This is a genomic window from Pseudonocardia humida, from assembly GCF_023898865.1.
GTDB lineage: Bacteria > Actinomycetota > Actinomycetes > Mycobacteriales > Pseudonocardiaceae > Pseudonocardia > Pseudonocardia humida.
Map to the genome: position 1 here is coordinate 1 of NZ_JAGSOV010000022.1, position 21,124 is coordinate 21,124.

Here is a 21,124-nt window from a genome sequence, read left to right on the forward strand (position 1 = left end):
GGGCGGGAGGCCGTCCCCGCCTGATCAGTGACGACGACATCGCCTTCATCGTCACGACGGCCACCACCCGACCTACCAAGCTCGGGTGCCCCTTCACCCACTGGAGCCTGCGCAAACTGGTCGACTACCTGGGCCGCTGCCACGAGCGCCGGGTCGTGCTCAGTCGTGAGCGGCTGCGCCAGATCCTGCGCGAGCAGCACGTGTCGTTCCAGCGCACGCGCACCTGGAAGGAGTCCCGCGACCCGGACAAGGACGCCAAGCTCGACCGCATCGACGAGGTCACCACCCGGTTCCTGGACCGCTGCTTCGCCTTCGACCAGTTCGGGCCGCTGTCCATCCGGCCGTGTCACGGCTCGAGCTGGGCACCCGAGTCGAAGCCGGCTCGGTTGCCGGCGACCTACACCCGCACGCACGGCATCCGCTACTTCCACGGCTGCTACAGCCTCGGCGATGACCAGCTCTGGGGCGTGACGCGGCGCCGCAAAGGCGCTGACCACAGCCTGGCTGCTCTCAAGAGCATCCGAGCGGCCCGCCTGGACGGCGCCCCGATCTACGTGATCATGGACAACCTGTCGGCGAACAAGACCGCGAAGATCCGGGCCTGGGCCGCAACGAACAACGTTGAGCTGTGTTTGACCCCAACCTATGCGTCCTGGGCCAACCCGATCGAGGCCCAGTTCGGGCCGCTGCGCAGCTTTGTCATGGGCGCCTCGAACCACCCCAACCACCCGGCGCTGGCGCGCCGGTTGCAGGACTACCTGCGCTGGCGCAACGCCAACGCCCGCCATCCCGACGTCCTCGCCGCCCAGCGACGTGAGCGGGCTCGGGTCCGCAGCGAACGCCAACGCCGCTGGGGCCGACCCGCGGCAGCCTGACCCGGTGGACCTATGTGGTCACCGCACTAGCCGTCCCCGCCGGGCAGCGCGAGCAGCAGCCGCCGGTACCACTCGACCCCGTCGAGCAGGTCGGCCACGCGCACGTGCTCGTCGGCGCCGTGGATCGACGCGCGCTGCGCGCGGGACATCCGCAGCGGCGCGAACCGGTAGACGCGCTCGCAGATGCGGGTGAAGTGCCGGGCGTCGGCGCTGGCCATCATCACGTACGGCGTGGTCACGGCGTCCGGGAACACCGCGGCGGTGGTCGACTCCAGCAGCCCGAACGCCTCGTCCCACGGCGAGACCGGGCTCGGCTCGTGCCGCTCGACGACCTCGATCGAGATCCCGTCGTCGGCGATCGTGCGGCGCACGTGCGCGACGACGCCCGCGACGGTGTCGCCGACCATCACCCGCGCGTTCACCCCCGCGGTCGCGCCGGCCGCGATGACGTTGAGCGCCGGGCTGCCCGACAGGGTCGTGACCGCCAGCGTCGTGCGCACCATCGCCGCCGCCTCCGGGCCGGCGGCCAGCAGCAGTCGGGTGAGCAGGCGCGGCAGCCCGGTGAGCCGGGCCAGCAGCGGGCGCGCCGCCCGCGGGACGTGCGGGGTGATCCGGCGGAACAGCTCCAGGGTGGGCGCGGGGGCCCTGGCCGGCAGCGGGGCGCGTTCGAGCCGCAGGACGGCGCGCGCGATGCGCGCGGTCGGGCCCATCCGGGCGGGTGTCGAGGCGTGCCCGCCCGCTCCCTCGGCGCGCAGCAGCAGGGTGACGACGCCCTTCTCGGTGACGCCGACGACCGCGAGCGGCACCCGCAGCCCCGGCAGCGCACCACCGGCGACGGCGCCGCCCTCGTCGAGCACGAACCACGGGCGCACCCCACGGCGTTCCAGCTCGTCGACGGCGTGCCGCGCCGACGTGCCCGCGACCTCCTCGTCGCCGCCGAAGCTGAGCCACACGTCGCGCGCCGGGACGCTCCCCCGGGCCAGCAGCGTCTCCACCGCCTCGCAGATCGTGACGAGCGGGCCCTTGTCGTCGAGCGTGCCGCGGCCCCACACCGCGCCGTCCGCGAGCTCCGCGCCGAACGGCGGGCGGCGCCAGTCGTCGGCGACCACCGGGACGACGTCGAGGTGGGCGACGAGCACGACGGGGTCGGCGGGCGAGCGGCCCGGCCAGCGGAACAGCAGCCCGTGCCCGGGCAGCGCGGTGAGCTCCAGCCGCTCGTGCAGCAGCGGGAACTGCGCGCGCAGTTCGGCCAGGAAGGCGTCGAAGACGGCGTGGTCGACCTGCGCGGGATCGCGGTCGCCGACCGTGGGGATGCGCACCAGCGCCCGCAGCTTGGCCACCGCCGGCGCGGCCTCCCGCCCGCTGCCGACCGACACCGACGCCATCGGGGCACCCTACCCAGGACCCGCGCCCCGGCACCGGCCCTGGCGAGCCCCGGAGCCGGTCGCACGGGCGACGACGAGGACCCCGGCGGCTACCGGCGCTTGCCGAAGACGGTGACGAACATGTAGGCCTTGCCCTCGGCGTGCGGGGAGAAGAACTCGACCACCTCGTCGTCGAAGGACGTCGAGCCGACCGCGCCCAACCCCAGCGCGTGCGTGCCCAGGTGCAGCTTGCCGGCGTGCAGGGCGCCCTCGAGCTGGGCGAGGCGGTAGCCCCGGTTGCCGTAGTGGCCCAGGATCGCGGGCAGGTCGGCCAGGTAGTAGAGGTTCACGTGCGCGTCGCCCGCGTAGCGCTGGGCGGCCGCGATGCGGGTGGCCCGCTCGCGGAACTCCCCCGCGCGGACCAGCTCGACCGCACTCCGCCCCGGGTGGTGCAGGTAGACGCCCGGTCTGAGCCCCTCGACGGCGTTGACGATGAGGTAGAGGTCGGTGAGCGGGGCGCCCGGGGTGAGCGCGTCGGAGGCCGTGCCGCGCGTGGACCGCTCCAGCAGGGTGGAGAACGCCTCGAACCCGATCTCGACGCCGGTGTCGTAGTTCCGGGTCGAGCGCCGCCGGAGGATGATCTCCTCCACGCCGCGCGGGTCGAGCCGCTCGGCGGGCAGCGGCCGCAGCTCGACCAGCTCACCCGTCGGCTCCGGGTCGGGCCGGCGCCACCGGCGCGAGCGCCACCGCGCGATCTCGGCGCCGCTGCCCAGCGAGGACGCGCGGTGCAGGTCGGTGATCGCGTGCCAGGTCACCTCGGCGGGTGAGAGCGGCCTGACCGGGAGGTCGAGGGGGCCCGCCGCGGGCGCGGGCGGCACCGGGGCGTAATCGCGGCCGAGCGCCACGAGCGCCACCGCGGCCTCCCGCTCCCCGTCGACCCCCAGCAGCGCCGCGACCAGCGGATCGGCGAAGCCGAGCACCAGCGCCGCGGGCACGCGCGCCGACGCCGCGACCGCGAGGACGTGCGAGAGCGACGTGCCGGCGTCCCAGTAGGCGTGCCGGTAGGCGCGCTCGCGGTAGCGCCACGAGTTGCGCCAGAACGTGCTGGTCACGGCCAGCACGACCGGCGCGGCGGCGATCGAGGGCTCGTCGCCGGTCGCCGCGGCGAGCGCGGCGCGGTGGTCGCCCGCGCGCAGCAGGCGCAGGCCGTGGTCGAGCGGGCTGTAGTGGTAGACGCCGGCGTCCAGGTCGGGCAGGTCGGCGCAGACGAAGTACAGCTCGAGGTGGTAGCGGGCCCCGGTGCCGCCCGCCGTGCGGTAGTGGTTCACGCGGCCGTCGCGGGTGGTGTAGGTGCGGTCGAGCTCGCCGTTGGTCAGCAGGCCGATCCGGCCGAGCAGCGCCCGGTCGGGCACGACGCGCGGCCCGGCCGCCTCCGACCCGACCGCGGCCAGGGCCTCCAGCGCCGGTGCCCCCGTCGCCGGCAGGTCGCGCGGCGGCTCGACCGAGGGCGGGGTCTCGTAGACCTTGTAGAGGATGGGCTTCATGCTCGCGTCGCGCTGCCAGATCGCCGGCGTCCGCGCGGCCGGATCGCCGATGCCGATGCGCTCGTCGCCCGGCGCGGCGTCGTCGAGCGCGTAGTACTTCGTCGCGTCGTGGAAGGCCATGGCCCGCTGGACGTCGTCGTTGGACACCCGGCAAGTCTGCTCCCCGACCGCGCGCCGGAGCGGCGCCGGACCTGAGACCGGCGCCACCGCAGGGGCGTTCGCGCCGGTGCGGGGCGTGCCGGAGACTGATGCCGTGACGCCCCTTTTCGCCCGAATTGTCGTGCTGCTGTCCGGCGCGGCGATCCTGATCGTCGAGACGCTCGCGACGCGGCTGGTCGCCCCCTACGTCGGGCTGACGCTCGAGTCCACCACCGCGGTCATCGGCGTGGCGCTGGCCGGTATCGCGGCCGGGGCGGCGCTGGGCGGGCGCTGGGCCGACGTGGTCGCGCCGACGCGGGTGGCGGCCGGTGCGCTCGCCGTCGGCGGGCTGGGCGTGCTCGCCGTGCAGCCCCTCGTGCGGGTGCTGGGCCCGGCGGTCGGGGCCGGGCCGGTCGCGGCCGTGCTGCTGGTGGCCGCCTCCACGCTGGCCCCGGTGGCCGCGCTGGCCATGGTGACCCCGGCCGTCACCCGCGCCCGGCTGCACAGCGTGGACGGCTCCGGCGCGGTGATCGGCCAGCTCTCCGCGGCCGGCACCCTCGGCTCGCTCGCCGGCACCTTCCTGACCGGCTTCGTGCTGGTCGCGCTGCTGCCGGTGTCGATGATCCTGCTCGTCACCGCGGGCTCCTGCCTGCTGCTGGCCATGGCCACCGCCACGTCGCGCACCCACGTCGCGCGGGTGGGCGGGGCCGCCGCGCTGCTCGCCGTGGCGCTGGTGGCGGTGCCCGGCCGCTGCGACGCCGACACCGTCCACCACTGCGCGCGCGTGGAGGCCGAGGGGCCCTCCACGCGGGTGCTCGTCCTCGACGACCTGCGGCACTCCGCGGTCGACCTGACCGACCCGCGGCGCCTGCAGTTCGCCTACACCCAGCGCTTCGCCGACGCCGTCGACACGGCCTTCCCCACAGACCGCGCCCTGGACGCGGTGCACCTCGGCGGGGGCGGGTTCACCATGCCGCGCTGGCTCGCCGCCACCCGCCCGGGCTCGACCTCGACCGTCCTGGAGGTCGACCGCGGCGTGGTCGAGCTGGGCCGTCGGGAGCTGGGCGTCGACGAGATCCCCGGGCTCGACGTCCGGATCGCCGACGCGCGCACGGCCCTCGCCGAGCTGCCCGCCGCGTCCGCCGACGTCGTCGTGGGCGACGCGTTCGGCGCCCGGCAGGTGCCGTGGCACCTGGCCACCACCGAGTTCGCCGGGCAGGTGCACCGCGTGCTGCGCCCCGACGGCGTCTACGTGCTCAACGTCATCGACGCCGACCCGATGGCCCTGGTCGCGGCCGAGGCCGCCACCCTCGCCACCCGGTTCGGGCACCTCGCCCTGCTCGTGCGCCCCGACCAGCTCGCGCCGGGCGGGCGGGGCAACGTCGTGCTGGTCGCCTCCGACCGCCCGCTCGACCTCACCGCGCTCGCCGAGCGCGCCGCGGCGCGCGGCGAGCCCGACTCGGTCGTCGGCGACGCCGGGGTGCGCGCGCTGGCCGCCGGGGCGAGCGTGCTCACCGACGACTACGCGCCGACCGACCAGCTGCTGGGAGGCTAGCGGCTGGACACACCCAGCTCCGAGTCGATCGGTCGGCCACCCTGGCCGCGGGCGAGACCGTCATGAGCAGCATGGGCGTGGCCAACCGGGACGCCCGGGCGTTCGACGGCGCCGAGGACATGGACCTCACCCGCTCCCCCAACCCGCACTTGAGCTTCGGCGCCGGGGCGCACTCGTGCCTCGGGCAGGCGCTCGCCCGCACCGAGCTGCAGGTGACCCTGGAGGTGCTGCTGCACCCGCGTCATGCTCGCGCCGGACGTCCTCGACCAGCGCGAGGACGACGGCGTCGTCGTGCTGCTGGAGGTCGAGCCCGAGCCGGGCGACCACGCGAGCGTCCGCGAGGCCGCGAACGTCTGCCCGGCGGCCGCGATCACCGTCACCGACTGAGCCGGGCCGACCCGCTCAGCTGTCCGGGACCTCGCCACCCCGGAGGTCCCGGGCAGCTCGTGCAGAGGTCGAGCACGGCGCGGGCCGCCGGGTCGTCGATCGTCGTGGCGTCCCGGTGGACCTGCCCGGTAGGCGAACCTGTCGTCGCGGGTTCCACGGGGACCAGAGGAGGGCTCCTTGCGCTGAGCGTAGGCATGCCTAAGCTGAGCCGATGAGCTCACGTCCCGCCGCGATGGCGGCCCGTGTCCTGCGCACCACCCCCGTCGCGCCGCACATGACCCGGATCACGTTCGGCGGCCCGGAGCTGACCCGGTTCGTCGGCGTCGGCCGCGACCAGGTCGTGCGCATGTTCTTCCCGCGGCCCGGGCAGCGCGAGCCGGTGATCCCCGACAGCGGCGACTGGTGGGAGACCTACCAGGCGATCCCGGAGGACCACCGCCCCGCGCTGCGCAACTACACGGTCCGCCGCTTCGACGCCGACGCCCTGGAGCTCGACGTCGACTTCGTGCTGCACGGCGACGAAGGGCCCGCCTCGGCGTGGGCGCTGCGCGCGGCCCCGGGCGACGTGGTCGGCGTCTGCCACGACGCGGCCAGCGCCGAGCCCCCCGCCGACACCGACTGGCTGCTGCTGGTCGCCGACGAGACCGGCCTGCCCGCCCTCTCCGTCATCCTCGAGGAACTGCCTGCGGGCCACCGGGCACTGGTCTACGTCGAGGTCGGCGGCCCCGAGGACGAGATCGCGCTGGCCACCGGCCCGCACGTCGACCTGGTCTGGCTGCACCGCCAGGGCGTCACCGCGGGCCGCAGCGACATCGTCGTCCGCACCCTGCGCCAGGCGCGCCTGCCCGAGGGCCAGGTGTACGCCTGGGTGGCGGGCGAGTCCGGGATGGTCAAGGAGGTTCGCCGGCACCTGGTCCGCGACCTCGGCGTCGACAAGCGGCGCGTCGAGTTCTGCGGCTACTGGCTGCACAAGGTGCACGACGACAAGCGCTTCCTCGACGAGATGCAGGAGATGTACGCCGAGATGGACGAGATCGAGCAGCCCGCGAGCTAGCGCTCACCCCGAGGTGATCACCGCGCCGGCTCCCGACCCGGTCCCGGCGGGCACCGCGCGGCCCCGGCCGGAGCGGACGGCCGCCCGATGACCTCCCGGCCGCGGCGCCGCCTCCTGCTGGACCCGGCCCCGCTGCGCCACCGCGGCTTCCGCGCGGTGTTCGTGGCCCGCACCGTCTCGGTCTTCGGGCTGGGGTTCGTGCTCGTCGCGGTGCCGTTGCAGGTGTTCGCGCTGACCGGCTCGACCGCGGGTGTGGCCGGGGTGACCGCGGCCGTGGGGCTGTCCGCGCTCGTCGGCACCCTCGGCGGCGGCGTGCTGGCCGACCGCTACGACCGGCGCACCGTCATCCTGCTGGCCCGCGCCGGGGCCGGCCTGGGCTACGCCGGGCTCGCGGCCGGCGCGCTGGTGCCCGAGCCCGCGCTGTGGGCGATCTACCTGTGCGGCGTCGTCGACGGGCTGTGCGGCGGGATCTCCTCGACCGCGCTGATGTCGGCCACCCCGCAGCTGGTCCCGAAGGAGCAGCTGGCCGCCGCCGGTGCGCTGATGGCGTTGATGGTCAACATCGGTGCGGTGGCCGCGCCCGCGCTGGGCGGTGTGCTGGTCGCAGCGGGCGGCTTCGCGGCCAACTACGCGGTCTGCACGGCGACCGCGGTGGTGACCGTGACCAGCCTGCTGCGGCTGCCGCCGCTGCCGCCGGAAGGCGGCGGCGAGCCCGCGGTGCGGCTGCTCGCCGACGGGGCCCGGTTCGCCGTGCGGGACGCCCGGGTGGGCCCGGTGCTCGCGCTCGGCCTGGTGGGGATGGCCACCGCGGGCTGGACGGTCCTGCTGCCCGAGTACGCCGCGGACGTCCTGGGCGCCGGGCCGGAGCTGGTCGGGGTGCTCTACGCGGCTCCCGCCGTGGGCGCGTTGCTGGGCTCGCTGGTCAGCGGCTGGACCGGCACCGTGCACGGGGTCGGGCGGGCCCTGCTCGGCGCCGCGCTGCTGGCCGCCCTGGGCATGGCGGCCGCGGGCGCGGTGGGCGCGGCCCTCCCGGCCGCGGTCGCGCTGGCGGCGTTCGGCCTGGGACGGTCCAGCGGCGACATCCTGCGCTACGCCGCCGTGCTGGAGGCCGCGCCGGACCGGTTGCGCGGACGGGTGTCGGCGGTGTGGACCGCGCAGGTGCTCGGCGCCGCCGCCACCGGCGCGGCCACGGCGGCCGCGGTCGCCGCCGTGGTGCCGACCCGCTGGGCGCTGGCGGTGTACGGCGTGATGGGGATCGTGCTGACCGCGCTCGTCGCCACCCTGCCCGGGCTGCGCCGGTTGCGCCGCTGACGACGCTCACCCCCGCAGGTGGCAGCGCACGGTGCCGCCCCCCTCGACCGGGGTCTCGGCCGGGACCTCGACCCGGCAGCGCTGCATCACGTACGGGCAGCGGGTGTGGAAGGAGCAGCCCGGCGGCGGGTCCGCGGCGTCGGGCACCTCCCCGGTCAGCACGATCCGCTCGCGCTCGCGCTGGCGGCGCGGGCTGGGCAGCGGCACGGCCGAGAGCAGCGCCTCGGTGTAGGGGTGGGCCGGCCGGTCGAACAGCCGGTCGGTGGGCCCGGTCTCGACGATCTCGCCCAGGTACATCACCGCCACGCGGTGCGCGATGTGCCGCACGACCGCCAGGTCGTGGGCGATGAACAGGTAGGAGATGCCGGAGCCTGCCTGGATGTCCTCGAGCAGGTTGAGGATCTGGTTCTGGGTGGACACGTCCAGCGCGCTGACCGCCTCGTCGCAGACCACCAGCCGCGGGTGCACGGCGACGGCGCGGGCGATGGCGATGCGCTGGCGCTGGCCGCCGGAGAACTCGTAGGGGTAGCGGTTGAGGTGCCGGCGGGAGAGCCCGACCTGCTCCATCAGCTCGGCCAACCGGGCCGTGCGCTGGGCGCGGGTCAGCGCGAGGTGGGTGTCCAGCGGCTCGGCGATGCTCTCCGCGACCACCATCGCCGGGTCCAGCGAGGAGTACGGGTCCTGGAAGACCATCTGCATCTTGCGCCGCACGCCGCGCAGCGCCTCGCCGCGCAGGGCGGTGATGTCCTGGCCGTCCAGCCGGATGCGGCCGCCGGTCGGCTCGATCAGCCGCAGCAGCGCCCGCCCGGTCGTGGACTTGCCCGAGCCGGACTCCCCCACCAGGCCGAGGGTCTCGCGCTCGCCGATGGCCAGGTCGATCCCGCGCACCGCGCGCAGCGGCACCGTGCCGCCGAGGGGGCCGCGGCGCAGCCGGAACTCGACGTCGAGGTCCTCGACCTCGGCCACCGGCACCGGCGCCTCGGCCACCGCGGCGGTGGGCTTGCCCGTGCCGACCGCGGGGCGGTCCACCGACGGCGTCACTCGGTCCCCTCCAGGGTCAGCTCGTGCACCCGCAGGCAGCGGCTGGACCGCCCGCCGGCCAGCTCCCGGATCTCCACGCGGCCGTCGGCATCACCGTCGACGCAGCGGTCCACCGCGTGGGCGCAGCGCGGGTGGAACCGGCAGCCGGCGGGCATCGAGCCCGGGGCGGGCGTGCGGCCGGGGATCGTGGCCAGCCGCCCCGACCGGCCGGTCAGCTGCGGCATGGCCGTCATCAGCGCCGCCGTGTACGGGTGGCGGGGCCGGTGGTAGAGGTCGTCCACCACGGCCTGCTCGACGACCTGCCCGGCGTACATGACGACCGCCCGGTCGCAGATGTCGGCGACCACCCCCAGGTCGTGGGTGACGAAGACGACCGCGGTGCCGTGCTCGCGGCTCATCGTCCGCATCAGGTCGAGCACCTGGGCCTGGATGGTGACGTCCAGTGCCGTGGTCGGCTCGTCGGCGATGATCACCTTGGGTCGGCAGGCCATCGCCATGGCGATCATCACGCGCTGGCGCATGCCGCCGGAGAACTCGTGCGGGAAGCTGCGGGCGCGGCGGGCGGCGTCGGGGATGCCGACCTCGTCGAGCACCTCGACGGCGCGCGCGGTCGCCGAGCGCCACGACCCGCCGCGGTGCCTGCGCACCACCTCGGCGATCTGGTCGCCCACCTTGAACGCGGGGTTCAGGCTGGTCATCGGCTCCTGGAAGATCATCGAGATGTCGTCGCCGCGGACGGCCTCCAGCTTGCGGCGCGCCATGCCGACCAGTTCGACGCCGTCGAGGCGCACGCTGCCGCGGGTGATCCGCGAGGAGTGCGGGGGCAGCAGGCCGAGCACCGACAGGCTGGTCACCGTCTTGCCCGAGCCGGACTCGCCGACGATGCCGACGGTCTCGCCGCGCCCGACGCTGAACGAGACCCCGTCGAGCACGGTCAGCCAGCCGCCGTCGGTGGCGAACCGCACCTCGAGGTCCTCGACGACCAGCACCGGGTCGGTCCCCCCCGCGGCCCCGCCTGCGGTGGACGGGGCCGGCGCCCCGGTCGACGCGGGTGTCACGCCGCCCTCCGTTCCTCGCGGCCCAGCGAGTCGCGCAGGCCGTCGCCGAGCACGTTGAAGGCGAGTACGGTCAGCGCGATCAGCAGCCCGGGGAACACGGTCAGCCAGGGCGCCGCCGCGGTGTAGCGGAAGCCCCGCTCGATCATCGACCCCCAGCTGGCGTCGGGCGGCTGCACGCCCAGGCCCAGGAACGACAGGCTCGCCTCGGCGAGCATCGCCATCGCCGCGGCCAGCGAGATCTGCACGATCAGCGGCGAGAGCACGTTGGGCACGACGTGGCGGCGGATCACCCGGTGGGTGGGGGTGCCGATCGAGCGGGAGGCCTCGATGAAGGTCTCCTGGCGCACCGAGAGCACGCTGCCCCGCACCAGCCGGACGAAGCGCGGCGCGAAGATCACCCCGATGACGAACATGGCGTTGGTCAGGCTCGGGCCGAGCACGCCGACGAAGGCGATGGCCAGGATCAGCGGCGGGAAGCTCATCACCCCGTCGGTGATCCGCATGATCACCGCGTCCACCCGGCGCCCGGCGTAGCCGGCGACGAGCCCGGGGACGACGCCCAGCGCGACGGCCACCGCGACGGCCTGGGCCGCCGCGACCAGCGAGATCCGCCCGGCGTAGAGGGCGCGGGTGTAGACGTCGCGGCCCAGGTCGTCGGTGCCCAGCAGGTGACCGCCCTGGCCGGGGCGCTGCAGGACCCCGGCGAGGTTCTGCTCCAGCGGGGGGTGGGTGGCCAGCAGCGGCGCGCACAGCGCCGTCAGCACCACGAGCACCAGCCAGCCCAGCGCCAGCAGCGCCGGGTACTGGCGGCGGAACCGCCGCCGGAACCGGGCGCCCGCGCTCAGCTCGGGGGTGTCGAGCGCCTCCTGCTCGTCCGGGCTGACCGGTGCGGCCGACTGCGCGGTCATCCCTGCCTCACCTTCGGGTTGAGGTAGCCGTAGCTGAGGTCGACGGCCAGGTTGACCAGCATCACCACCAGGGCGGTGACCACGACGATGCCCTGGATCATGGGGATGTCGCGCTGCAGCACCGCGCGGATGGCCAGGTCGCCCAGCCCCGGTATGCCGAACACCCGCTCGACGATCACCGAGCCGCCGAGCAGGAACCCCACCTGGAAGCCGATCACGGTGACCACCGGCACCGCGGCGTTCTTCAGCCCGTGCTTGGCGATCACCACGCCGCCGCGCAGGCCGTTGGCCCTGGCCGTGCGGATGTAGTCCTGCTGCATGACGTCGTGCAGCGAGCCGCGCAGCTGGCGGGTGATCTCGGCGGCGACCGTGGTGCCGAGGGTGAGCCCGGGCAGCACCAGGTTGTGCGCCCACGCGCCGATCCCCTCCGAGATCGGCGTGTAGCCCACCGCCGGGAAGATCGGGAACATCAGGGCCAGCACGATGATCAGCAGGATGCCGACCCAGAAGTTGGGCATCGAGATGCCGATCGAGGCGAACAGGGTGGCCAGCCGGTCGGGCCAGCGCCCGCGGTGCACGGCGGCGATGATCCCGGCCGGGACGGCGATCAGCAGGGCCACGGTCATCGCGGCCGCGGTGACCGCGATGGTCACCGGGAACCTCGCCGCGATGGCCCCGCTCACCGACTCGTTGCTGAACAGCGAGGTGCCCAGGTCGCCGGTCAGCGCCGAGCCCGCCCAGCCGAGGTACTGCACGATGACGGGGTCGTTGAGCCCCAGCCGCTCGCGGGTCGCCTCGATCTGGGCCTCGGTGGCGTTCTCGCCGGCGATGGTGATCGCCGGGTCGCCGGGGATCAGCAGCACCAGCGCGAATACGCCCAGCGAGACCAGGAAGAGCAGCGGGACCATCATCAGGACCCGTTTCAGCGCGTATTGCGGCACGATTCCAGGCACTCTCCCCGCACGTCGGGCCAGCGGGGTGGCGCGTTCGCTCACCACTCCGCTGTGGCTGCTGATGGGGAACCGCGGGAAAACGACTCGTGGTCGGACGGTGCGACAACTGATCGGCCGTTAAGGTAAACCGCCACCGCCCCACCGGTCAACGCTCGGCCGGGATCCCGACGGGGCCGAACCAGCTATCCGCAGGTCAGACGGCTGATATCGATCAGCCGCTACCCTCGGGTAACCATCGGCCGCGCCGCCGATCGGCTCATCGATCATGCGCACTCGGCTGCGCCGACGACCGGCGGGAGCCGCCCGGGAATCGCCGCGGAACGGCGGTCGAATTGCGTCTACTCAATCGTCAGGGCCCGGGGTACGGTGATCGCGGCCGCCCCTGGACGTGCCACTCGTCCGCATTCCCGCCGCCCCTGCATTCGCCTCGACCGCACCGCCGCGGAACCGGAAGGTGAACCGGAACGATGAAGCTGTCACCCCTCGTCCCCACCCTCGCCGTCGCCATCGCCGCGCTGCTGGCCGTCGCGGCCTGCGCGCCGATCCAGCCCGCGGGCGGCGGCCAGGCCCCCGCCGAGCAGGCCCCGGTCGCCCCGGAGGACGTCGACCCGGAGGCGACCATCCGGTTCGCCGACGCCGTCGGCCCCAGCCGGTTCGACCCGCACCGCTCGACCATCGGCCAGGACATCCGGTTCTTCGCCCCCGTCTACGACCGGCTCGTGCACCTGTCCCCCGCTGGCGAGCCGATCCCCGGCCTGGCCACCGAGTGGGCCTGGGAGGACGACGGGCTCGCGCTGCGGATGTCGCTGCGCGAGGGCGTGGAGTTCCACGACGGCGCGCAGTTCGACGCCGAGGCGGTGCGGGCCAACATCGAGCGGGCCAAGACCGTCGAGGGCTCCTCGGTCGCCGCCGACCTGGCCATGGTGAGCACGGTCGAGGTGGTCGACCCGCGGACGGTGCGGCTGCGGCTGAGCGAGCGCAACAGCATGCTGCTGGGCCTGCTCTCGCACCGGGCCGGGGCGATGGTCAGCCCGACCGCGTTCGACAACCCCGACCTCGACCTGGCCCCCGTCGGCACCGGCATGTACCGGGTGCGCGAGTACCGGCCCAACGACACGATCTTCTACGAGCGCAACCCCGGCTACTGGGACTCCGAGGTCGTCGGAGCGAAGGAGCTGCAGCTGCGGATCCTGCCCGACGAGGTCACCCGGATGAACGCGCTGCGCACCGGCGAGGTCGACATGGCCCTGCTGACCGGCCGGCTGGCCCCCGAGGCCGAGGGGCTGCCCGGCATCGTCGTGCACCGCGACCCGACGCTGACCTACCTCGTGCTCTACCTCAACCGGGCGCGCTCGGAGTTCGGCAACCCGCTGGTGCGCCAGGCGCTGAACCACGCGATCGACCGCAAGGCCATCGTCGACGGCATCTACTTCGGCGCGGGCAGCCCGACCGTGCAGCCGTTCCCGGAGGGCTACTACGCCCACAACCCGGCCTACCCGGGCGACTACTACCCCTACGACCCGCAGAAGGCGCGCGACCTGCTCGCCCAGGCAGGGCTGGCGGGCGGCTTCTCCTTCGAGATGCTGGTGACCTCGCTGAGCACCTACATCCAGGCGGGCGAGGCGGTGCAGAACATGCTGGGCGAGGTCGGCATCACCGCGAACATCCGCTCCGTGGAGGCCGCCCAGACCGCCGACGTCTACTACCGCCAGCAGCAGGGCGACGCGCTGGTGTCGCAGTGGGGCGGGCGGCCCGACCCGTCGATGACCATCGACCTGCAGTTCACCGGCGACGGGTTCTCCAACCCCGGCCGGCACACCACGCCGCGCCTGGAGGAGCTGCAGCGCCAGGCGCTGGACACCCTCGACCCCGACGCCCGCACGGCCACGATCCACGAGGAGGTCGGCGAGCTCGTCGAGCAGGCGTTCCAGGTGCCGATCGCCTCCGACCAGTCGGTCATCGCCACCAAGGACACCATCGTCGGGTTCGAGACGCTGGTCACCGGCCAGATCAACTTCCGCACGCTGGGAGTGCGACGCTGAGGGCCATGAACGCGCGACCCGATCGCTGGGGCCTGACGATCCCGCTGGCCGGCCTGCCGCTGCGCGAGCAGCGCGACGTCGTGGCCGCCCTGCCCGACCTCGGCTACACCGACGTCTGGACCGGCGAGGCGGGCGGCAGCGACGGGTTCACCCCGCTGGTGCTGGCCTCGCAGTGGGCGCCGTCCCTGCGGCTGGGCACGGCGATCATCCCGGCGTTCACCCGGGGCCCGGCCACCGTGGCCATGTCGGCGGCCACGCTGGCCGGGCTGGCGCCGGGCCGGTTCGCGCTGGGCATCGGCACGTCCTCGGACGTGATCGTGCGCAACTGGAACGGCATCGGGTTCGACGAGCCCTACGCGCGGGTGCGCGACCTGCTGCGCTTCCTGCGCCCGGCCCTGGCCGGGGCCAAGGTCGACCACGAGTACCCGTCGTTCGCGATCCGCGGCTTCCGGCTCCCGGAGGCGCCCGAGCCGGCCCCGCCGATCCTGCTCGCGGCCCTGCGGCCGGGGATGCTCCGGCTGGCCGGGCGCGAGGCCGACGGCGCGATCCTGAACTGGCTGACCGCCGACGACGTCCGCACCGTCGCCCCGCACGTGCGCGGGCAGGGCAGGCCCGACGCCGAGCTGGTGGCCCGCATCTTCGTGCTGCCGGACGTGCCCGCGGAGCAGGCCCGCGAGGTCGGGCGGCGGGCCATCGCGGCCTACCTCAACGTGCCGGTCTACCGCGGGTTCCACGAGTGGCTCGGGCGCACCGAGCTGGGCCCGATGTGGACGCTGTGGGCCGGCGGCGACCGGCGCGGCGCGCTCGCCGCCATCCCGGACGCCGTGGTCGACAGCCTGGTCCTGCACGGCCCGGCCGAGTCCGTGCGCGAGCAGGTGCGGGCCTACGTCGAGGCCGGGGTGAGCACGCCGGTGCTGATGCCGCTCGGGGTCGGCGATCCGGTCGCGACGGTGCGCGCGCTGGCCCCGCGGTAGCGGGAGCCCCCCGGTCGGCGTCAGCCGCGGGCCAGCTGCACCACCGCCCACGACAGCGGCGGCAGCTCCAGGTGCGCGCTGCCCTCCTCCACCCGGACGCCGTCGAGCGGGCGCAGCCCCACCCGGTCGGGGTGCTGCTCGTCGTTGGTGGTGTGCCGGTCCTGGCCGTCGGCCGCGGCGAGGACGGCGGCGTGCCGGGGTCGGAGGTCGCCGAAGCCGCGCACCCCGACCTGCACCTGCGCCGGCTCGGCCAGGCCGCGGTTGGCCAGGAACAGCGACAGGACCCCGCTCTCGGCGTCCCAGGTGGCGGCGGCGTCGACGAGGTCGACGTCGCCGAAGCGGGGGGTCTCGTAGCGGTCGCTGCGCACCCGCACGTCCAGGACGTCGCCCGTCGCGCGGCGGCGGACCTGCTCGAACGGGTGCGCGATCGACTGCTTCCAGGCCGGGCCGCCCGGCTCGCTGCGCAGCAGCCCGATCACGTTGACCAGCTGGGCCTGGCACGCGATCGTCACCCGGTCGCCGTGGCGGAGCAGGGAGTTCAGCAGGGTGCCCACGACGACGGCATCGGTGACCGAGTACTCGTCCTCGATCACCCGCGGCGCCACCTCCCACTCGCTCTCGCCCTTCGCGATCGCCGACTCCCGGTAGCGCGACTGGTACCAGACGTTCCACTCGTCGAAGGAGACGCCGATGTGCTTGCGGTGCTTGCCGCGGGCCCGCACGGCGTCCGCGGTGGCCACGACGGACTCGATGAAGGCGTCCATGTCGCGGGCGCAGGCCAGGAAGTCGCGCGGGTCGTCGTGCTCCTGGTAGTAGGCGTGCGCGGAGATGTGGTCGACCTGGTCGTATGCCTCCTCCAGCACCACCCGCTCCCACTCGCCGAAGGTCGGCATGCCCGAGTGCGAGCTGCCGCAGGCGACCAGCTCGATGCGGGGGTCGACCAGGCGCATGGCCCGCGCCGTCTCCGCGGCCAGCCGGCCGTACTCGGCGGCGGTCTTGTGCCCGACCTGCCACGGGCCGTCCATCTCGTTGCCCAGGCACCACAGCCGGACGTCGAACGGGTCGGCGCTGCCGTGGCTGCGGCGCAGGTCGGAGTACTTGGTGCCGCCCGGGTGGTTGGCGTACTCCAGCAGGTCGCAGGCCTCCTGGATGCCGCGGGTGCCGAGGTTGAGCGCCATCATCGGCTCGGCCCCGGCCGCGCGCGCCCACCGGGCGAACTCCCCGAGCCCGAACTCGTTGGTCTCGATCGAGCGCCACGCCCGGTCGAGCCGGCGCGGCCGCTGCTCCCGCGGCCCGACGCCGTCCTCCCACTCGTAGCCGGAGACGAAGTTGCCGCCCGGGTAGCGCACGACGGTGGGGCCGAGCTCGCGCACCAGGTCGAGCACGTCGGTGCGCAGGCCGTCGGCGTCGGCCTTCGGGTGCCCCGGCTCGTAGATGCCGGTGTAGACGCAGCGGCCCATGTGCTCGACGAACGAGCCGAACAACCGGCGCGGCACCGGGGCGATGGTGAAGTCGGGGTCGATGGTCAGACGAGCGCGGGGCAAACCGGTTCCCTCCTGCAGGCGGTGCTTCTCACGTGCCGCCGAGGCCGGTGGTGGCGACCCCGCGGACGATCTGTCGTTGGAACAGCATGAACGCCACCACCAGCGGCAGCCCTGCCAGGATCGCCGAGGCCATGATCTGGGCGTAGCGGACCCCGAAGCTGCTCTGCACCTGCACGAGCCCCACCGGCAGCGTCATCAGGGCGGGGTCGGAGGTGATGATGAACGGCCACAGGAAGTTGTTCCAGGCGTGGATGAACACGAAGATCGACACGGCGGCCAGGATCGAGCGCGAGAGCGGCAGCACGATCTGCAGGAAGATCCGCAGCTGGCCGGCGCCGTCGATCCGGGCGGCCTCCTCCAGCTCGTGCGGGATGCCGTCGAAGAACTTCTTGAGGATGAACACCATCGCCGGCACCACCAGCTGGGGCAGGATGATGCCGAGGTAGGTGTCGGCGAGGCCCCAGGAGACCATCTGGCGGTACAGCGGCACGATCAGGATCTGCGGCGGCACCATGATCCCGGCGACGGTCAGCGCGAACAGCGCGCGGCGTCCGCGGAAGCGGGTGCGGGAGAACCCGTAGGCCGCCGCCGCGCACAGCGCCACGGTCAGCACGGTGACCACCAGCGTGACCACGGTGCTGTTGACGAACCACGTGACCAGGTTGCCGTTGGCCAGCACCGAGGTGTAGGCCTCCAGGGTGAACCCGCGCTCGGGCACCACCTCCAGCGGCACGGTCGTGGTGTCGGCCTCGTACTTCAGCGAGGTGAGCACGGCCCACACCAGCGGCGCCAGCCACAGCACGGCCAGCACGGCCAGCCCGGTGACCATCCCGGCGCGGGCCAGCGGCGTGTAGCGCTGCACCGTCGACGGCCCGGCGGTCTCCCGGCCCGCCCCCGGCAGGACCGTGGTGGTGGCGGGGTTGGCGGTCTCGGTGGTCGTCACGATTCGCTCCTGCGGCTGAGCCGGGCCTGGACGAGGGCGATCAGGATGATCAGCACGAAGAAGACGTAGGAGATGGCCGAGGCGTAGCCCAGCCGGTAGTCGACGAAGCCGGTGTCGTAGACGTACTGCAGGATCGGCGTCGCCGACCCGCCCGGTCCGCCGCTGCCCCGGTACAGGATGTAGGCCTGGTCGAACAGCTTCAGCGAGGCCAGCACCTGCAGCACCACCACCAGCGCGGTGGTGCGGGTCAGCAGGGGCAGTGTGATCGAGAACAGCCGCCGCCACCCGCCGGCCCCGTCGATCTCGGCCGCCTCGTAGAGCTGGTCCGGGATGCCCTGCAGGGCCGCGAGGTAGAGCAGGAAGTTGAACCCGATGGTCCACCAGACGGTCAGGATGATGACCGACCACAGGCCCATCTCGGGCTCGGTGAGCCAGCCGACCTCCGGCAGCCCCAGCCCGGTCAGCACGCCGTTGAACAGCCCGAAGTCGCCGGAGAACAGCCACTGCCAGATCAGCACGACGGTGGCCACCGGCAGCAGGAACGGTGCGAAGTACACGAAGCGCCAGAACCACTGCCCGCGCACCCCGGTCTGCACCAGCAGCGCCATCACCAGTGCGATCGCCACCAGGGGGATCGTGCTGCCCGCGGTGAACAGCACGGTGACCCACAGGGTGCGCCAGACCTCGGAGTCGCCGAGCAGCCGGGCGTAGTTGTCCAGCCCGACGAACTGCGACTCGTCGCTGACCAGGCTGGTGTCGAAGAAGCTCAGGCCCAGGCCGTAGAGCAGCGGCCACAGCACGAACGCGGCGTAGACCACCATGAACGGCAGGACGAACCAGATCCCGCCGCGACCACCGACGAGGCTGCGGCCCGTGCGGCGGTCGGCCCGCTGCGGGCCGGTGCTGCCCGGGGCGGTGGCTCCCGGGTCCCGGACCGTGCTCGACGTGCTCATCGCTCGACCTCCCCTGACGCGTCCACGGCCCGGTTCACAGCCCCGCTCACAGCGGGGATCCCAGCCTGAGCTGCTGGTCGAGCCAGCCGATCAGGTCGTCGGCGCCCTGCTCGGGCGTCAGCGCCCGGGAGTTGACGCCCTGCAGGGTCTGCCCCGCACGCGACATCAGCGTCGAGCCGGACCCGCTGAAGTAGCCCTCGGGGTCGAACGCCACCACCTGCGCCGCGTCCCGGTAGTTGGAGATCGGCTTCTCGGCGAGGTACTCGGGGCTCTCGGCCACCGCGGACAGCGCCGGGATGTGGCCGCCGCCTGCGGCCCAGCCGAGGCTGTTGCGCAGCATCGAGACCGCCATGTCGTACGCGGCGCTGCGGACCGCCGGGTCCACCGAGACCCTCGAGGGCAGCACGAAGCTGTGGCTGTCCGCCCTGGCGTACGGGGTGTCGCCGTAGAGCAGGGGGAACTGCGTCATCGAGAACGGGATCTCCGCGGTCCGCGCGGTGGTGACCTCCCAGGGGCCGATGAGCAGGAACCCGGCCTGCTGGCTGGCGAACGCCGCCGGTGCCGCCGGGCCGTCGAGGGTGCCCGAGGCGATCGTGCCGTCGCACATGTCGTGCATGAAGGTCATCGCCTGGACCATCGCGTCGCGGTCGACCTCGGCCGGTCCCCCGTCGGGCAGCAGCATCTCCCCGCCCAGTTGGCGGAAGGTCGACCAGAACACCATCCAGCTGGCGAAGTTGTCGGCGGCGCCGAAGGCGATGCCGGTGGCCCCGGTGACCTCCGCGGCGCGCCGACCGGCGTCGAGCATCTGCTCGGCGCTGCGGATGGGGGACAGGCTGCCGTCCGCGCCGAGCAGGCCGGCCCGCTCGCAGATGTCGGTGTTGTAGTAGAGCACCAGCGGGTGGGTGTCCAGCGGCAGCGCCATCAGCCTGCCGTCGATCACCACCCGGTCCTGCACCGGCTGCGGGAACTCGTCGAGGGTGACGCCGCGGGCGGCCAGCTCGTCGCGGTCCCACTCGTCGAGCAGGTCGCGCCCGAAGGTCGCCAGCCGCGAGGCGTGCATCGTGGCCAGGTCGGGGGCGCGCCCGCCGGCGCAGGCCATCGCCAGCTTCGTGTAGTAGGGCGAGCCCCACATCAGCGTCGTGTCCGTGAGCCGGACGCCGGGCGCCTCGCCGCGGTAGGCCTCGACGAGGTCGACCATCAGCTCGCCGTCGCTGCCGGTGAAGAAGTTCCAGTACGCCAGGTCGACCGCGCCGCCGCTCGCGCCACCGGCGCACGAGGACAGCAGAGCGGCACCGCCGGCGGCGACCGTGGCGCGCAGCAGCGTGCGGCGCGTCAGGCGGGGGGCAGTCGTCATCGACCACGCTCCTTTACATCGTGGTAAACCCTGGCCGGAAAGTCGGTCCGCTGTCAAGGGACGGCACGGCAGAATGCGGGTGTGGGGAGCAGACGGCGGCCGGTGACGATGCGGGACGTGGCGCGGGCGGCCGGTGTGTCGCCCAAGACCGTGTCCAACGTGGTCAACGAGTACGTCCACGTGCGCCCGGAGATGCGCGCACTCGTCCAGCACCACGTCGAGGCCCTGGGCTACCGGCCGCACGCCGTCGGCCGCCAGCTGCGCCACGGCCGCACCGGCGCGATCGCGCTGGCCGTGCCCGGCGTCGACATGCCCTACTTCGCCGACCTGGCCGCCCTGCTCGTGCGGGCAGCCCGCGACCGAGGGCTGACCGTCGTCGTGGAGCAGACCGACGGCGACGTGGAGCGCGAGCGCGAGGTGGCGGCCGGATCCCCGGTCCGGTTCGCCGACGCGCTGATCTTCAGCCCGTTGACGATGCCGCCCTCCGAGCTGGCGGCCCGCCACGACACGCCGATGGTGCTGCTCGGCGAGCACGGCGCCGCCGTCGCGGGCGCCGACCGCGTCGCCATCGACAGCGTCGCCATCGGCGCCCTCGCCACCGCCCACCTCGCGGCGACGGGTCGGCGGCGGATCGCCATGGTCGGCCACAAGGAGCTGCCGAAGTCGGCGATGGAGCAGCGCGTCCTGGGCTACACGCGGGGGCTGGACGAGGCCGGGCTGCCGGTGGACGCGGCCCTCATCCGCACCGTGCCCGGCTGGGACCGCCGGCACGGCGCCGACGCGACGGACGCCCTGCTCGCCCAGCGCCCGGACGTCGACGCCGTGTTCGCCGCGAACGACGTGCTCGCCATCGGCGTCCTGCGGGCTCTGCACCGCCACGGCCGTCGCGTGCCCGACGACGTCGCCGTCGTCGGCGTCGACGACGTGCCCGAGAGCCGGTTCACCACGCCCGCCCTCACCACCGTGGCGATCGACCGGGCGTTCGTCGCCGAGGCGGCCCTGGAGCTGGCCACCTCGCGGCTGGCCGAGCCCGACCTGCCCCCGCGCAGCCGCACGGCCCCGCACCGGCTCGTGGTGCGGGAGAGCACCTGACCCGGTCGATCGCGGCCCCCGCACCGCCCGCCAC

The 21,124-nt window shown here is 74.1% G+C and carries 18 protein-coding genes and 1 pseudogene; 9 read left to right on the forward strand and 10 right to left on the reverse strand.

Translation table 11 applies throughout. From position 1 onward, the window contains the following. Positions 1 to 875: IS630 family transposase (locus tag KDL28_RS10290; RefSeq protein WP_252437222.1), on the forward strand; the 875-nt coding region annotated here is incomplete at its 5' end. Between the two features lie 26 nt (positions 876 to 901). Here KDL28_RS10290 and KDL28_RS10295 read toward each other — a convergent pair. Continuing rightward, positions 902 to 2,260, reverse strand: a complete 1,359-nt coding sequence (locus tag KDL28_RS10295) for a M20/M25/M40 family metallo-hydrolase (protein ID WP_252437223.1) — start codon at positions 2,258 to 2,260, stop codon at positions 902 to 904. Positions 2,261 to 2,349: 89 nt separating this feature from the next. After that, positions 2,350 to 3,930, reverse strand: coding sequence for a SagB/ThcOx family dehydrogenase (locus KDL28_RS10300; protein WP_252437224.1), 1,581 nt, complete (start codon positions 3,928 to 3,930; stop codon positions 2,350 to 2,352). A 106-nt stretch (positions 3,931 to 4,036) separates the two neighbouring features. Between KDL28_RS10300 and KDL28_RS10305 the strand changes: the two genes are divergently transcribed. The 5 genes and pseudogenes from KDL28_RS10305 to entS all read left to right on the forward strand — a co-directional run bounded on the left by KDL28_RS10305 (position 4,037) and on the right by entS (position 8,228). Then, positions 4,037 to 5,476 carry a fused MFS/spermidine synthase gene (locus tag KDL28_RS10305; protein ID WP_252437225.1) on the forward strand — a complete coding sequence of 480 codons (1,440 nt, stop codon included), beginning with the start codon at positions 4,037 to 4,039 and terminating at the stop codon, positions 5,474 to 5,476. A gap of 41 nt (positions 5,477 to 5,517) precedes the next feature. Then, positions 5,518 to 5,709, forward strand: a pseudogene (locus KDL28_RS41085) (cytochrome P450); the annotation flags it as partial. Positions 5,710 to 5,719: 10 nt separating this feature from the next. Further along, a complete protein-coding gene (locus tag KDL28_RS10315; RefSeq protein WP_252437227.1) occupies positions 5,720 to 5,863 on the forward strand; it encodes a ferredoxin in 144 nt (47 codons plus the stop codon). A 211-nt stretch (positions 5,864 to 6,074) separates the two neighbouring features. Continuing rightward, the gene (locus KDL28_RS10320) at positions 6,075 to 6,917 is read left to right on the forward strand and encodes a siderophore-interacting protein (protein WP_252437228.1); all 843 of its coding nucleotides are present in this window, start codon (positions 6,075 to 6,077) and stop codon (positions 6,915 to 6,917) included. Between the two features lie 87 nt (positions 6,918 to 7,004). After that, positions 7,005 to 8,228 (forward strand): enterobactin transporter EntS, encoded by a 1,224-nt coding sequence (gene entS, locus KDL28_RS10325; protein ID WP_252437229.1) that lies wholly within the window; start codon positions 7,005 to 7,007, stop codon positions 8,226 to 8,228. 6 nt (positions 8,229 to 8,234) lie between these two features. On the opposite strand, the gene KDL28_RS10330 is transcribed toward entS, so the two are convergent. The 4 genes from KDL28_RS10330 to KDL28_RS10345 are packed head-to-tail and all read right to left on the reverse strand — an operon-like array spanning position 8,235 to position 12,233. Next, positions 8,235 to 9,269 (reverse strand): ABC transporter ATP-binding protein, encoded by a 1,035-nt coding sequence (locus KDL28_RS10330; protein ID WP_252437230.1) that lies wholly within the window; start codon positions 9,267 to 9,269, stop codon positions 8,235 to 8,237. Then, on the reverse strand, positions 9,266 to 10,327 hold the full coding sequence (locus tag KDL28_RS10335) for an ABC transporter ATP-binding protein (RefSeq protein ID WP_252437231.1): 1,062 nt from the start codon (positions 10,325 to 10,327) through the stop codon (positions 9,266 to 9,268). The genes KDL28_RS10330 and KDL28_RS10335 overlap by 4 nt, the downstream gene beginning before the upstream one ends. Then, positions 10,324 to 11,235, reverse strand: coding sequence for an ABC transporter permease (locus KDL28_RS10340; RefSeq protein ID WP_252437232.1), 912 nt, complete (start codon positions 11,233 to 11,235; stop codon positions 10,324 to 10,326). The genes KDL28_RS10335 and KDL28_RS10340 overlap by 4 nt, the downstream gene beginning before the upstream one ends. Next, positions 11,232 to 12,233 carry an ABC transporter permease gene (locus KDL28_RS10345; protein WP_308215983.1) on the reverse strand — a complete coding sequence of 334 codons (1,002 nt, stop codon included), beginning with the start codon at positions 12,231 to 12,233 and terminating at the stop codon, positions 11,232 to 11,234. The genes KDL28_RS10340 and KDL28_RS10345 overlap by 4 nt, the downstream gene beginning before the upstream one ends. Before the next feature lie 422 nt (positions 12,234 to 12,655). On the opposite strand from KDL28_RS10345, the gene KDL28_RS10350 reads away from it, so the two are divergent. Both KDL28_RS10350 and KDL28_RS10355 read left to right on the forward strand, forming a co-directional pair. Continuing rightward, a complete protein-coding gene (locus KDL28_RS10350; RefSeq protein ID WP_252437234.1) occupies positions 12,656 to 14,230 on the forward strand; it encodes an ABC transporter substrate-binding protein in 1,575 nt (524 codons plus the stop codon). Positions 14,231 to 14,235: 5 nt separating this feature from the next. After that, positions 14,236 to 15,204, forward strand: a complete 969-nt coding sequence (locus KDL28_RS10355; protein ID WP_252437235.1) for an LLM class F420-dependent oxidoreductase — start codon at positions 14,236 to 14,238, stop codon at positions 15,202 to 15,204. 20 nt (positions 15,205 to 15,224) lie between these two features. Here the strand turns inward: KDL28_RS10355 and arfA are convergent, their stop codons facing one another. The 4 genes from arfA to KDL28_RS10375 are packed head-to-tail and all read right to left on the reverse strand — an operon-like array spanning position 15,225 to position 19,998. Next, positions 15,225 to 16,748, reverse strand: coding sequence for an arabinosylfuranosidase ArfA (gene arfA / locus KDL28_RS10360; protein WP_372496941.1), 1,524 nt, complete (start codon positions 16,746 to 16,748; stop codon positions 15,225 to 15,227). 28 nt (positions 16,749 to 16,776) lie between these two features. Then, the gene (locus KDL28_RS10365; protein WP_252437238.1) at positions 16,777 to 17,691 is read right to left on the reverse strand and encodes a carbohydrate ABC transporter permease; all 915 of its coding nucleotides are present in this window, start codon (positions 17,689 to 17,691) and stop codon (positions 16,777 to 16,779) included. Further along, positions 17,688 to 18,644 carry a carbohydrate ABC transporter permease gene (locus tag KDL28_RS10370; RefSeq protein ID WP_252437241.1) on the reverse strand — a complete coding sequence of 319 codons (957 nt, stop codon included), beginning with the start codon at positions 18,642 to 18,644 and terminating at the stop codon, positions 17,688 to 17,690. The genes KDL28_RS10365 and KDL28_RS10370 overlap by 4 nt, the downstream gene beginning before the upstream one ends. Positions 18,645 to 18,690: 46 nt before the next feature. Continuing rightward, the gene (locus KDL28_RS10375; RefSeq protein ID WP_252437245.1) at positions 18,691 to 19,998 is read right to left on the reverse strand and encodes an extracellular solute-binding protein; all 1,308 of its coding nucleotides are present in this window, start codon (positions 19,996 to 19,998) and stop codon (positions 18,691 to 18,693) included. Between the two features lie 108 nt (positions 19,999 to 20,106). Here KDL28_RS10375 and KDL28_RS10380 point away from each other — a divergent pair, with 108 nt between their 5' ends. Further along, entirely contained in the window at positions 20,107 to 21,090 is a 984-nt protein-coding gene (locus KDL28_RS10380) for a LacI family DNA-binding transcriptional regulator (RefSeq protein ID WP_252437309.1), read from the forward strand. The last annotated feature ends 34 nt before the right edge of the window (positions 21,091 to 21,124 follow it).

Coding starts and splice junctions, on each gene's coding strand:
- KDL28_RS10295 (WP_252437223.1), bottom strand. CDS start 2,260: ATGGCGTCGGTGTCGGTCGGCAGCGGGCGGGAGGCCGCGCCGGCGGTG.
- KDL28_RS10315 (WP_252437227.1), top strand. CDS start 5,720: ATGCTCGCGCCGGACGTCCTCGACCAGCGCGAGGACGACGGCGTCGTC.
- KDL28_RS10320 (WP_252437228.1), top strand. CDS start 6,075: ATGAGCTCACGTCCCGCCGCGATGGCGGCCCGTGTCCTGCGCACCACC.
- entS (WP_252437229.1), top strand. CDS start 7,005: ATGACCTCCCGGCCGCGGCGCCGCCTCCTGCTGGACCCGGCCCCGCTG.
- KDL28_RS10340 (WP_252437232.1), bottom strand. CDS start 11,235: ATGACCGCGCAGTCGGCCGCACCGGTCAGCCCGGACGAGCAGGAGGCG.
- KDL28_RS10350 (WP_252437234.1), top strand. CDS start 12,656: ATGAAGCTGTCACCCCTCGTCCCCACCCTCGCCGTCGCCATCGCCGCG.
- KDL28_RS10355 (WP_252437235.1), top strand. CDS start 14,236: ATGAACGCGCGACCCGATCGCTGGGGCCTGACGATCCCGCTGGCCGGC.
- KDL28_RS10370 (WP_252437241.1), bottom strand. CDS start 18,644: ATGAGCACGTCGAGCACGGTCCGGGACCCGGGAGCCACCGCCCCGGGC.
- KDL28_RS10375 (WP_252437245.1), bottom strand. CDS start 19,998: ATGACGACTGCCCCCCGCCTGACGCGCCGCACGCTGCTGCGCGCCACG.
- KDL28_RS10380 (WP_252437309.1), top strand. CDS start 20,107: ATGCGGGACGTGGCGCGGGCGGCCGGTGTGTCGCCCAAGACCGTGTCC.